We start from the raw sequence: 13,249 nt of genomic DNA, 5'->3' as shown, positions 1-13,249 counted from the left end.
GACAGGCAATGATTTCAGCGGTTCGCAATATCGGCGGAACCATTCTCGCCGTCCTGATGGTTTGGGGCGAAGGGTTGCGCGCGGCTGCCCAGTTGGCCGGAATCGCCTTCAAGGCTTCCCGCGCCGAAGGCGGCCTGAAGCAGAATATCGGCGCAGAGTTGAAGACAGTTTCCGGCCAGCGCAAGGTGTTCGAGGTTTTACGCGCCTTCCTGCCCAATCTGTCGCTCAAACGAAAGCTGGTGAAAAGCTACGACAATACCGGCACGGTCATCATCACCCGCAGTAACGATTGTCTGGATGTGCTGGCCCGCAACGAGGATTTCGAAGTCGTCTATGGCAGTCGGATGCGCAAGCTGACCGATGGCGACAACTTCTTTCTGGGAATGCAGCCGGGCTGGGACTACACCCGCGACACCTCTGCGATGCGACTGACGGCACGCCATACCGATGTTGCTGAAATCGTCCTGCCGCGCGCGCAGTTGATGGCGAACGATATTGTCGAGCGCAGCCATGGCAAGATTGACCTGCCCGCGCAGCTTTCCTTGCAAGTGCCTTGGGATATGACCAACACCTATTTCGGCACGGGCGGGCCGGATGCGGCCACCATGAAGGACTGGACCAGCACCCTGTTCTGGTATCTGTTCGAGGATCTGCCCGCCGATCCTGAACTGGACGCAAAGGCGATGAACTGTGCCGCCGGGCTGCGCGACTATCTCGACGCGGCCATTGCCGACCGCAAGGCCAACCCGACCGATGGCGAGGATATTCTGAACCGCTGCCTTGCCCTTCAGCGGGCTGACACGCCGGGGATGAGCGATCTTGGCATCCGCAACAATATCCTGGGGCTTCTGATCGGCGCTATTCCGACAATCTCAAAGGCATGTTGCTACGCGATGGACGAATTGCTGAACCGTCCGGAGGAGCTTGAGCGCGCGCATCGTGCGGCTTTGACGAACGACGCGTCCTACGAGTACTACATCTGGGAAGCGTTGCGCTTCTATCCCCACAACCCCGTCATCTACCGCCGCGCAACCCGCGATACCACTGTCGCGCGGTCGTCCTTCCGGCAGGTGAACGTGAAGAAAGGCCAGATGGTCTTTGCCGCGACCGTTTCGGCGATGTTTGACCGCTACGCCGTGGAGGCACCGCAGGAATTTCGCATCAATCGCCCGTTCGAGACCTACATCATCTGGGGTTACGGGATGCATATCTGTTTCGGCGCAGCGATCAACAAGGCGGTGATCCCGGCAATTCTGAAACCTTTGCTGGCGCAGAAAAACCTGCGACGTGCCCCCGGACCTGCCGGTCAGATCGACACCGGGCCAACGCCCCACCCGCAGCATTTCCACCTTGAATTCGACACCTGAGTTCGGCGGGGTCTAGTCGTATTCAATGCGGTAAGTGACCTCCAAAGACCGAACATTCCTGCCGGGCGCGACATCCGGGCGAAACGTGATCTGCCCATCGGCTCCTATCTGTGCCCGTGACTGCTGTGAATTCGCCAGTGGGACGGGCCGCGATTGCACCGCTTCGTCGGCGTCCGCGCCGTTTTCAAAGGCAGTAATGATGGCTGACAGTTTGGCTTTCTGTTCGCTATAACTGCTTTTTGCGAAGGCACTGGCATGGCTGTCGATCTTGCGTTCCACGCGCTCCGCCTCGGCTGTGCGACCGATACCATGATACGCCTCAGCCAATGTCAGGTAAATCCACTCTCGGTCACCACGTCCGGCAAAGCTATCTTCGTCACTGATAAGATCCTCGCAAATCCGCGCAACTTGCTCACGGATCATGTTGGCATGCCCGAAATTGACAATCGCGTCGAACCGCGTTTCCTGACGCGTCGCCCGCAGCGAGTACATGAAAGCGACGTTGATCCCGTTGTAATAATCCTGCCGAATGTAAAACCCCCGTTCGTAAAACCGGATCGCCCGATCAAGATATTCCGCATCATCGGTCAAATCGAACAGGCGCTTGTTGATCGCGCCCGCCAGACCAAGCGTTTCGGGATCGTTGGTGATACCCGGCGCGCAATACCTCTCTAATATGTCTTCGGCCTGATAGAGCGCGGACATTGTCAGATCAGCGTCAATCTTGCCGTTCGTGTCGCGTTTCTCACCGGCTTTGTAGGTGGCGAGTGCAAGCTTCTGCACAAGATACACATCCGGCTTGCTGTCGGGCCGCCCTTTGGTTTGCAGGTCCATGGTTCGGCGCAGCAGATCTATGGCAGTCTCGAAGTCTTTCGACGCCATCGCGTCCTCGGCGGCTTGCAGCATGGTCGCAAGCGATGCGTCATCATCCGGCAGGGCAGTGTTCCGCGCCTCTGGCGCAATATACGCGGGCGGCACAAGGAACGATTCAGGGGTATAGTCCGGCGGCCTCATACTTTTCAGATTTCGATAAACCGGACTGTCAGATTCTGCGGGCACATCAGGTGAAGTTTCCTGTCGGATCCTTTCGGTCCCGATGATCTTGGCCAGAATATCGGACAGATACGCGACAAATCGGTCCTGTTCGTCGGCGCTGATGCCTTCGCCGCCATGCTCGTATTGATGGATCACGAAAGAACTGAGATCGAAGGGAATGCGTTCCAGCAACAGCGCCTCGGCGATCAGCACCGTGGTATTCGGGCGCTGCGCGTGCCTTACGCCCAACTCGTAAAACACGTTGGCATTCAAAGTCGACAGATCCGCGATAACCAAATCTGCCTCAAACAGCCAGCGATACATGATGGAATCAATCTGACCGGTCAGGTTGGCATCAATGGCGCGAAAACAATTGACGTTAACCTTGTCACAGGCCGGCTGGACCAACTGCTTAAAGGTCTGGTCAAGGTTCAGAACGCGGCCCGTCACATAGTCGGTCTTGTGGCCAAACCCCGTTACCACAAAGCATGTCAGCTGCCGCTCTGATCCGCCCTTTGCATCAGACGATTCGTTTCCATCCTGCTGCATTATATGTCCCTCCGTCCGTGGAATCCGTCACCCGATATCGAACTGTTTACCGAAATGCTCTTCCTTTATCAGGATACAAGCTGCCTTACCTATATCGGTCAGATCGTCCATGTTTTCGGGTTTGTCCATCTGCGCAATCGCCTCCAGCCGATCCATCGAGTAGTCGACATTCAGGTTGTCTTTCAGCCATACGGTGTCGAATTCGACGTTGTAGCGCAGATAGGTCAACAGTGGCGTGCCGCCGCCCAGAATATCAGAGCTTAGATCGCCCACCTCGCTGTCAATCGATCGCGCCGTCGGGCTGTCCGACATCCATTGCAGCAACTGTTCGTTCAACGCGGCATTATCGTCCATCAGCGAGGACAAACCGCGCACGCCCAGTTCTGCGGCGGACATTTTCATGACCTTTTCCTGCTCCATCGCCAGTGTCTTGGTCCCGGTGCCCAATGACACGATTTGAATCTTGTCGCTGCCCACCGGCCAGTTCAGCCCGTGGTTTTTCAGCGCCGCGAGCATCAACAGTTGCAGCGCCGGATTGTTGTAGGGACTGACCCCACCATCGACGAATGCGCCCTGCATGTCAGATGTCACATTGATCAGTTCGGGTTCAAAATACGTCGGCGCAGCCGAGCTTGCCCGAACCACTTGGCGCAGCAGGTAATCCTTGTTGGGCGTTGACCCGCTGCCGGGGATCTCGTTGTAATACATACCCTTGGGGTTGTTGTGGATAATCCACGGGCTGCCGGTGTCGATGCGTTTGACGACAATCCCCAGCCCGGTTTTCACCTCTGGCCCGCCAAGACAGATATCGCCGTATTCACGTTCCAGACCTTCGCGCACGGCCTTGGCGGAAAATTTCGGCCGCAAAAGCCCCATCCGAAAGAACGACGATTGGAAAATGTCATTGCCAAATTCGAGGTAAAGCTTGTTGATCCGGCTGACCGGCCAGCCAAGTGCCAGCGCCGACGCAATGATCGCACCGGTAGAAGTGCCGCCGATCAGGTCGAAATAATCCGATAAGACCGTGTTTTCGTCACCGGTACGCTTGCGCAATATCTCTTCTATCCGGGCCAGCATTTGCAGGGTCAGAATTCCGCGGATGCCGCCCCCGTCCAGTGCCAGAATTCGCTTTGGGCCTGGTCCGAACAAATGAGCGTTCAGGTCTTTTGACATTTGGCTAACCTTTCTTTGCATCGCGAGATGGAACTCTCCGATATGTATTCATGTGTTTGAAAAAATTGGTCTGTCCGGAAGGATACAAAGGAGACAGACACGCGACTTCGGTGGATTGGTGGACCAAAGCCGATACGGGCCAAGTGGAAAAACGCTTGTTTTCATTTTGATTGCGAAGGCTGCGGAACCGCATGTCTATTGGAGCCGTTTCCCTATCTGAAAGTCAACAGTCACGCGGGCTTGCGCGCTGGTCTAGAGGCCGAATTCGTCGCTCTCCACTGCTTGCAGGATGCTGGCATCATACCCATTTGGGATGAGGGCTGACTGACACGAAGGCGGATGATCCTTATTTGCCGTTGATCTGTGAAGGATGAGTAAAGATATGCAACGCGTGATTTTGTTCAGCGGCCATATGATCGACAGTCCGGACCGGGACACACCGCGCTTTCCGGCGTCGATGGAAGATGCGGCAAGCGCGCGGATCGCGGCAATTCTTGAAGGCTGGCGGGTCGGCAAGGACGACATTTGCATCTGTGGCGGCGCACGCGGGGGGGACATTCTTTTCGCGGAACACGGTCTTGACCGGGGCGCACAGGTGCGGTTGTTCCTCCCGTTGGAAAAAGAAGCATTTCTTGATGCGTCGGTCAGGCTCCCGCCCGCTTGCGACTCTGGCTGGGAGGACCGGTTTGCAGATGTCCTTGGACGGTCTACGGCGGTGTGGCCGGATCCGGACAGCGCCACCGATGCCTCGGACAACCCTTTCGCGCGGAACAACACCCGCATGATTGCTGCGGCAAAGACCTGTGCCGATGGCGGCCCGATTCATCTGCTGCTGTTGTGGAATGGACAGGGCGGTGACGGCGACGGCGGCACCGCCGATGTCGCGCATCGGGTCGAGTGTATCGCGGCGAAGGTGGCGATCATTGATCCAGCCAAACTGCATTGATCCGGGTCTACCCGCCTTCTGGCGAGGATTTCTCCATTCCCGCGCGCTCTGCCTGTTCGGACTGGGTTGCCTTTCGTATCGACTGGGTCCAGCCCGATGTTTCCTTTCGCAGCATGGTCTCAACCCGCGTAACCAACAGCTCAAAGGGCTTTTCACCGTCATATGGTGCCGCCCGCGCGAGAAAGAGGAATTTCTCCTGCTTCAAAGCCTCTGACACGGCACGGTATTCGCCCCAGTTTTCTTGGAACCGGTACAGCCCGATGACCCCGGCGAGGACTGCCACAATCAGCCCCAAAGCACCGATCACCATGCCGACATAGACGTGTTTGTCGATGTATCCGGCCAAGAGCGGGATCGACGCGGCGGCAATAATCTCGATCAGCCGCAGCTTCTTGTAAGCGGCCTGATTGGACACGCTCTTGCGGTCGTACCACTCGATCTGCCCGTCAAGACGCTGCTTCAGATAGTCGGTTTCGGCGCTGGTCATGGCATGGCGGCCCAAGCGTCAAAAGCTGTGCACATACTGAACCATGACAATATCCGCGTCGATCTTGATGTCGCCATTCAGCGAGCCGCGTCCGGGATTTGTCGCTTCGGTCAGACGGATCGGTGCGTCGTCAAAGAACGTGTGCGCATAGCCAAACTTGATGGACCGCGACGGCGAAAACGCATGCGACAGCCCAAGACCGACATAGTAGCGATGCGCGTTGGGTGCGCGCGGATTGCGGACCTTGGTCGGTGTGGGGGTTTCGTCATAGGCCAGACCCCCGAAAATCTTGGTCTTGGGGGTTATCTGATAGCCTGCGCCGACGGCGACATAGACCGCATCATGCCAGCCGTTCTTGACTTCGAGCGTCCCCAAACCATTCGACGTCTCGATAATCGTGTCTTTAAATTTGCTCCAACCGGTGAGTGTGGCCGATCCGTAAACCTCCAGCCTGTCGTTGATCTGACCATGCGCACCAAGCTGCAACATCCACGGCGTAGCAATATCGTATTTCGCCGTCCCCGAGTCCGAGATGCCAAAGCCGGGCAGCGCGGCCAATGCTGCCGTCGATCCGTCGATCTGTACGTCGCCGTCGAATTCATGGTTGATCGCTGACCGATAGGAGACGCCGAACCGCCATTGATCCGTCGCCTGATATTCCAGACCGACCGTGGCCCCGAATGCCAGCTTGTCGCCCTCAAACGTCGCCAATGCATCAGTCCCGCGCGCCGGAGCAGCAGGCGTTGTCGAAATGTTGGTCGCGAATTTCGAGGTATAATACTGGATGTTGAGTCCCGCACCGACGCTAAGCTGTTCATTGACCTGATAAGACAGCATCGGGCTGAGGTTGTAGGCTGTCAGTTCTGTTGTCGTCGCGGTGTATCGGGATGCGGCTGTGTCAGTATAGTCCGATTCCGTCGCCCAGGGTGCGTTGAACGCCAGCCCGAAATGCAGCTTGTCCGACAGTTGCTTGCTCACATACCAGAAACCGGAAAAGGTCGTGTCGAGGAATTGCGACGGCTCTGACGGGTCGCCATCCGTGATCGGCACGCCGCCGGATGTGGTAGCAGACAGCCCTTCAAACGTGTCGGTTGGCAGGATCAGCGTCACACCGGCAGACGCATTCCATCCCGGAAACCGGCTCAGCGATGCAGGGTTGGAAAACATCGCCGATACGTCGTCAATGCCCGCACCATTCGCGGCATAGGCTGTTCCCAGCCCCATCGCGCTTTGATGCAGGTTTTGGTAGCCGTTGGCCATCGCCGAAATCGGAAATGCCAGCGCCACCGCCACGGTCACCGTTGATAAATGTCTTTTCAAGAGCATGACGCTTGTCCTCTGCGAAACGCCGTGGCCCGTTAATGATCGGTCATCGGCAATGTGCGCAAGCGCCCCTATGGCCTTGCTTTGCTGGGAACTGAAAAAATTACGCTCTGGAAACCGCCGGCCGGATGTGATCCCGACCTAAGGCAAATCTGAATGGCTTGGATGACTGCCGAAAAAAGACAGCAGCGCCAGCCACGGCGTACACCTATACATATCCTACTTATGCAACCTTAGACTGTATCAGGTAAACCCCGATAACATTGCTTGGCACCGCCAGTTTGCAAATCATAAGATGTGGATTTTCGGTCACACACACCAATTCCCCACATCAGCCTGATGTGCATAAGCCCTAAGACAATGGCAAATAAGTGTAAACTTGCCCGACACCAAGGGTTGCGTCGCATGTCTGACAAGGCGATGTCTCTTGACGTAGCACAACTATTACGGAAACATGCGTACATCTTTAACGGCAGCGCATCCAGGGCAACAGATATTGGCCGGACGATGTTTGCTGGAATACGCTTGCCCCTGACGAAAACCTGATGAAACCGAACCGCAGGAACCGCATCAACTTGGCCAGAACCACTCTTCACGCCGCGGGTTCGGTCTTTGGTTGTCTGCGTGCATGGGTTTTTCTGGCCGTAATTGCTGTCATTTCAACAATGCCCGCATTGGCCCAGACCTGTGATGTTGACCCTGTGCCGATGCCCGCCGGCTTCCCGGACCAGCCAATCAATATCTTCATTCCGCGCAGCACCGCATCCGGGTCGCTGCCGCTGAGTGACGAGATCGCAAAGGCCATCCGCAATCTCAAGGACGCCGATGGCAACGATCTGAACATAGAGGTGAATCTTCTGTTCAAGTTCGGCGGCAACCTGGAAGTCGCGCTGGAGTATTTTTCGGAACTGCCTCCAAACGGGTATAACGTCATACAGCTTAACGACACCTATGCCAGCCTGCTTGCCACCTCACCCGATCAGGATGTGTTCCTGACGCCCCTGAACATCGCGCAGATCACCTTCAGTCAGCTCTACATCCGCACCGATGATACCCGGTTTTCGGATCTTGGCGGGTTTGTCGATCACGCATCGGCGGGTGACACCTCGACCTTGAAAATCGCGATTTTCGGCGGCGATGATACCGGCCTTGGGCTTGAGGATTTCCTGCTGGAAAAGTTCGAGCAAGCTTTTCTGATCCCGCTCGACACCTCTGCCGAAACGCCGGTGATCGAAGAGGTGCCGACCACGGCCAACGACCCAGCCACCCCGCCCGCCTTTGTGCCGCAAGCCTATGAAAGCGGGTCCGAAAGGTACTTTTCGCTGTTCAACAAGACGGACAGCAAGGACGGCTACGCCGATGCCCTGATCGAGCAACCCGGCGACATTGCGCGGCTGATAGAAGGTGGTTTCCTGAAGCCGATCTTCACCTTGCTGCCAAAGAAGGACGTTACACAGGCGCTGACCGCGCGACTTGGGCCGACCACGTCTTTCGCTACGCCTGACCGGGAACAATGCCATGCCTATTACCGGTTCCGGGGCTTTTTCGTACAGCAGAACATACCGCCCGAACGACGACAATTTCTGGACTGGTTGTTCCAGCAAGCCTTCAACTCCGAGAATTTTCAGAAATTCAATCGCACACACTATATGGATGTCCTGTATACTAACCCGGACATCATCAGCAGCTACTGCTCCAGAAAACAGGCAGAAGCGTTCTTTTTCGATAGTATCAGCCATTTCAAAGAGTGTTTGGACGCGGCGAGCCCTGACAATACTCGATGAATGGAGATGCCCGAATTGAACGATCCGACTGTCGATCGGCTGGCTCGCGCCGCGTTGCAAAGCGATACAGAGGCGTATCGCTTGATCGCGAAACGTCTGTCCCGAAACCCGCTGGAGACTGCCTTGTTCGGTGGTAAATGGAACGGGGATCACGTCGAGCGCCGCTTGCGGCTGTTCCGCGATCTGACGCCGGAATATGAACGAGTGATGGCGGGTTTTGGCATCTCTGATCCCAGCGCGACTTTCCTGTTCGAGATCATCGTGCCGCTTACGCAATATCTAAGCCAACGCGCGACCGAAGCGTCCGGCACCTTTCTGGTTGGCATCGGCGGGGGTCCGGGGGTTGGCAAAACGACGCAATCCAAGATCCTGTCCGCCTGTCTGCCGATGATGGCGTCTGCCAAGCAACGCTGTCTCAGCCTCTCGCTGGACGACTTCTATTTCCCGAAAGAAGAACGTCTGCGCCGTGGACACAAGTGGCGGACCTTGCCCGGATCGCATGATACCGCACGGCTTTGCGCGTTTGTCTCGTCACTTGATCGCCGGGGCGAGACGTTGACCGTTCCACGCTACGATCTGGGCCGCGACACGCCAGCGGCGGACGAGGTTCTGCCGGACACGCCCGACATCTGCATTTTCGACGGGGCGATGGTCGGCGCGCGCTGCCCCGGCTATGACACACTGGCAGATCGGTTCGATTTCTTCATCTACCTCGACGCTCCGATTGCCCAATTGCAGCAATGGCGTTTTGGCCGAGAACGCAAAATCCGCCAACAAACCCATGGGCAGGCCGGGTTCACCGAAGAGCAGATGCAAGCGTTCTGGAACGAAGCCTTGCAACCCAGCATCACCCAATGGGTCATGCCAAACGCACACATCGCCGATGTGGTGCTGGAAATCGGGCCTGACAGAAATCTTCTGGGGGTCCGTCGGCCGCAATCGCAGGCCAAGACAGAGGCAGAGACTATATGACCGTGACAAACGAGGCAGATAAACAGGCGCGCGTAGACGCCCTGCTGGGGCAAGGCAAAAACGTGTATCAGCCGCTTTACAACTACCCCCACAAGCCCGCGATTGGGCCGCTGCGCCCCTGCTTGGACCGTTGCCGCGCGGTCGAGGCGGCGATGGGTGACAATATAGAGGGACGCAAGCTGTGGGATGCGGGCTGTTCACTGGGCTATAACACGCTGTATTTCGTGGATCGCGGCATGATCGGGCGCGGCAGCGATATTGACCCGCGCAATGTCAGCCTGTGTCAGGAAATCCAGCGCTACACGCCCGGCAGCGCCACATTCGTGCAAGAAGAGCTTTCGGCTGAAACCTGCGCACAAATAGCGCCCGGAGACTTCGACTATGCGTTTTTCTTCAGCATTCTCCACCATATCGTGCAGAACAAGGGGTTAAAGCATGTTCAGGGCATGATGCAGATGCTGACGGAGCGCATTCCGGTTCTGTTTGTCGAATTGGCGCTGAAATCCGAAATCCCGCCCCCCGGCTATACGTGGGACACCTATCTGCCGGACGAAGAGTTGGCAATTTTCGAGACCTGTGGCGCGCTTGATATTCAGCTGATTGGCCACTTCGCCACTCATGTCGGGCCAGTTCCCCGCCCGCTGTACCGCGTTTCGCGCAAAAACGGCGGCGGGACATCCTGAGCAATGGCAACCAATGCCCTCTCTGCTGACAGACTGCTGTCCGACCCGATCCTCGGGCAATTATCAGCGATTCAGCTATCAAAACTCTTGCCACATATCGAGACGCGCGTGATTTCGGCGGGGGCATATCTGTACCAGACGGGCGACGCCGCCCGGACCGTCTATCTGATCCAGCGCGGCACGATCCGCCTGGAATGTCCGAGCGGCCGCTTTGTCACGCGGAATGAAGGCTATGCAGGCGAAGAGGCCTTGCTGGGCATCGACACCCACACGGATGCCGCCATCGCGGTAGAAGACTCCAACGTGCTGGCGATCCCGGCCGTAGCCCTTGCGGGCATAGCCGAGATCAGCCGATCCCTGCGTGAGCTTTTCTTCAAATCCTACGCCAGCCGCTACGATGATCCGGGCAATACCGCCACGTCGCAGATCCCCGCGACGCTAACAGGCGATGCAACACTCCTCGCAATTGCCGGTTGGCTTCAAGCCATCGTCTGGCCGGTTGCGGTGTATTTCATCGGCCCTGCCATCGGCCTAGGCGACGCCGCGACCGATTTCCTCGCCATAATCTCGGTCACTGTCTGCATGTGGCTGTTCGGCTTGGTGCCGGAATATGTGCCGCCGCTATTTGCCGCGCTTGCGGTGATCTTGTTGGATGTCGCCCCGCCCGAACAGGCGCTGTCCGGCTTTCGTTCCGAAAGCTTCTTCATCTGCCTCAGCATCTTCGGCATCGGGGCGTTGATGGTTGCGTCGGGGGTGACTTATCGGTTCTCGCTGTGGGTCTTGTCGCGCGTCCCTTCTACGTCGCTTGGGTACAGCCTCAGCCTGTTTGGCCTTGGGACGCTGCTGTCGCCGATCATTCCGTCGGTGGTGGGCCGCATCACCATCATCTCGCCCTTTCTCGTGGACCTGGTCGAGATCTCCAAGGCCGGGCGCAAAGACGTTTTTGCCAATCGGCTGATCTTTAGTCTGACGGCGGGTGTGTCGATTTTTGTGCCGCTGTTTCTGACGGCATCTGTGCCCAACCTTGTGGTGTACGGGCTTCTTGATCCGCAAACGCAATTCGCGTTTGACTGGCTGTCGTGGTTCAACGCGGCCTCGGTCTTTGGCCTGCTTGTGCTTGTGTCCTACTTCGCAGTCTCTGTGGTGCTTTTCCGCGGTGCCCGACAGTTTTCTATCCCGCGGCAGACCATCCTGGAACAACGCCGCATCCTCGGCCCCATCGCGCGGCTGGAATGGGTCGCTATTCTGGCAGTGACCGCCATGACCCTCGGGATTCTGACAGAGGCCATACACGGCATTGACGTGCCCTGGGTCGCGCTGGCCATTTTCGTGACGCTCATGCTGTTCGGCTCGCTCCAGCGCGAAGCATTGCGCAACCAGATCGACTGGCCGGTTCTGGTCTATATCGGGGCAATCGTCGGCTGGGTGCCCATTGCCGCCAGCACGGGGCTGGACACGTTCATCGTCAGCCATCTGGGGTGGCTCGGTGCGTATATGCGCAGCGACTTTCCGCTCTTCATCCTGATGCTTTCGGCCATGATCCTGCTGGTGCGGCTGGCCCTGCCCACTGGTGTCACTGTGGTGCTGTTCGCGACCGCGCTGTTCCCACTGGCCATCGCGCAGGGCACGTCACTGTGGCTGATTGGCTTCGTCATCCTTGCCGTCGCCGATACGTTCATTTTTCCGTATCAAAGCTCGTATTTCCTGAAGCTTCGCAACGATCTTGCAGCACGCGGCATGGCCGAAGTTTGTGACGAGTCGCGCATCATCACCGCGAATATTGTCATGCTGGCCCTGCGGATCGGCGCAATTTACGGCTCGCTGGTGTACTGGCAAAAGCTGGATTTGATCTGATGAACAGAAACTCTCTGCGCATCGCTGTCATGCTGGTCTTCATGGGGCTGTTTTTTGCGCTGGTCTACTGGCAGAAAAGCCGCGCTCAGCAGATCCTGATTATCCACAGCTACAATACAGATTACTCATGGGTCGAGGCGATCAACGAAGGCATCGAACGCGCGATAGAGGATCATCCGGGCATCTTGGTCCGCTATCATTACATGGATCTGAAGAACCATACAGGTGAGGATTTTCGGCGCACAGCCGCAAAGCTGGCCAACAGGGTGGTCGAGGAATCCCAGCCAGACGTGCTGATCCTGTTCGACGACCCCGCGCAAACGCTGGTGGGTCAGAAGTTTTTCAAGGACCGCGAAGACGGGCAGCCAGCGATCAAAGTAGTGTTTGGCGGGGTCAATGGTGATCCCGCCGCCTATTACGGCGATAGCAAAAATGTCAGCGGCATCCTCGAACGCAAACCGATGGAGGTGATCCGCGACATTTCGCTTACGCTACTTCAAGTGCAGGTCGCGGAGGGGGTGGCACCAATCGCCAAGCCCCGCGTCGTGTTCATCGGTGACAGGTCAGCATCCATCACTGCCGACATTCCGCATTTTACCAGCATCGACTGGGCTCCGTTCGAGTGGCTGGACCCGGTGCAAGTGGACACGTTCGACGAATGGAAACAGGCGGTGCAGCGCGCCGGGCAGGATGCAGACCTTATTCTTGTGACCAACTATCAACAGATCCGCGACGGCGAGGACGGACCCTTCATTCGTCCGGCCAGTCAGGTTATGAAATGGGCCGAGGCAAACGCCACCGTACCGATCGTCGGCATGGGCTGGACCAACAGCCAGGATGGCGCGATGCTCAGCGTATCGGCGTCACCCTACGAACAGGGCGAGGTCGCAGCCCGCGAAGCCCTGTCGGTCCTAGACGGGGCCGCGCCGATGGGCACGATGACGTCAAAGCAGTTTCTGGTCCATATATGTCAACCGGCGCTGGAACGGCGCGGCCTGATCGTCCCCTTCATCCACGAAGCCTTTGCCCGCGCCACAGGCAACTTCTACACGGGAGATTGTTAACGTGGCCGTCCC

11 protein-coding genes are annotated in these 13,249 nt (G+C 57.4%); 7 read left to right on the top strand and 4 right to left on the bottom strand.

The features are described 5' to 3' along the window. Positions 1-8 precede the first annotated feature (8 nt). Positions 9-1,367 (top strand): cytochrome P450, encoded by a 1,359-nt coding sequence (locus ACN0WV_RS11080; protein ID WP_417605755.1) that lies wholly within the window; start codon positions 9-11, stop codon positions 1,365-1,367. Between the two features lie 12 nt (positions 1,368-1,379). Here the strand turns inward: ACN0WV_RS11080 and ACN0WV_RS11075 are convergent, their stop codons facing one another. After that, the gene (locus ACN0WV_RS11075) at positions 1,380-2,951 is read right to left on the bottom strand and encodes a tetratricopeptide repeat-containing protein (protein WP_417605753.1); all 1,572 of its coding nucleotides are present in this window, start codon (positions 2,949-2,951) and stop codon (positions 1,380-1,382) included. A 27-nt stretch (positions 2,952-2,978) separates the two neighbouring features. After that, positions 2,979-4,124, bottom strand: coding sequence for a patatin-like phospholipase family protein (locus ACN0WV_RS11070; RefSeq protein WP_084350870.1), 1,146 nt, complete (start codon positions 4,122-4,124; stop codon positions 2,979-2,981). A 370-nt stretch (positions 4,125-4,494) separates the two neighbouring features. Here ACN0WV_RS11070 and ACN0WV_RS11065 point away from each other — a divergent pair, with 370 nt between their 5' ends. Further along, positions 4,495-5,070 (top strand): hypothetical protein, encoded by a 576-nt coding sequence (locus tag ACN0WV_RS11065; RefSeq protein WP_417605751.1) that lies wholly within the window; start codon positions 4,495-4,497, stop codon positions 5,068-5,070. 7 nt (positions 5,071-5,077) lie between these two features. Here ACN0WV_RS11065 and ACN0WV_RS11060 read toward each other — a convergent pair whose 3' ends face one another. Next, the gene (locus ACN0WV_RS11060) at positions 5,078-5,557 is read right to left on the bottom strand and encodes a DUF4231 domain-containing protein (protein ID WP_417605749.1); all 480 of its coding nucleotides are present in this window, start codon (positions 5,555-5,557) and stop codon (positions 5,078-5,080) included. A gap of 18 nt (positions 5,558-5,575) precedes the next feature. Beyond that, a complete protein-coding gene (locus ACN0WV_RS11055; protein WP_417605747.1) occupies positions 5,576-6,883 on the bottom strand; it encodes an OmpP1/FadL family transporter in 1,308 nt (435 codons plus the stop codon). Positions 6,884-7,545: 662 nt separating this feature from the next. Here ACN0WV_RS11055 and ACN0WV_RS11050 point away from each other — a divergent pair. From ACN0WV_RS11050 to ACN0WV_RS11030, 5 genes are read left to right on the top strand one after another with little or no spacing between them, the layout of a single operon-like run. After that, entirely contained in the window at positions 7,546-8,664 is a 1,119-nt protein-coding gene (locus ACN0WV_RS11050; RefSeq protein ID WP_417605745.1) for a type 2 periplasmic-binding domain-containing protein, read from the top strand. Further along, complete coding sequence (locus tag ACN0WV_RS11045; RefSeq protein ID WP_417605743.1) at positions 8,665-9,636, top strand: nucleoside/nucleotide kinase family protein; 972 nt, start codon at positions 8,665-8,667, stop codon at positions 9,634-9,636. Further along, positions 9,633-10,319 carry a class I SAM-dependent methyltransferase gene (locus ACN0WV_RS11040; RefSeq protein WP_417605741.1) on the top strand — a complete coding sequence of 229 codons (687 nt, stop codon included), beginning with the start codon at positions 9,633-9,635 and terminating at the stop codon, positions 10,317-10,319. Before ACN0WV_RS11045 ends, ACN0WV_RS11040 begins: the two co-directional genes overlap by 4 nt. A gap of 3 nt (positions 10,320-10,322) precedes the next feature. Further along, complete coding sequence (locus ACN0WV_RS11035; protein ID WP_417605739.1) at positions 10,323-12,173, top strand: SLC13 family permease; 1,851 nt, start codon at positions 10,323-10,325, stop codon at positions 12,171-12,173. Continuing rightward, the gene (locus tag ACN0WV_RS11030; RefSeq protein WP_417605737.1) at positions 12,173-13,237 is read left to right on the top strand and encodes an ABC transporter substrate-binding protein; all 1,065 of its coding nucleotides are present in this window, start codon (positions 12,173-12,175) and stop codon (positions 13,235-13,237) included. Before ACN0WV_RS11035 ends, ACN0WV_RS11030 begins: the two co-directional genes overlap by 1 nt. The last annotated feature ends 12 nt before the right edge of the window (positions 13,238-13,249 follow it).

It is taken from the genome of Primorskyibacter flagellatus, from assembly GCF_048268605.1.
Classification (GTDB): domain Bacteria; phylum Pseudomonadota; class Alphaproteobacteria; order Rhodobacterales; family Rhodobacteraceae; genus Primorskyibacter; species Primorskyibacter flagellatus.
This window is presented reverse-complemented; position numbering and strand designations above follow the sequence as displayed.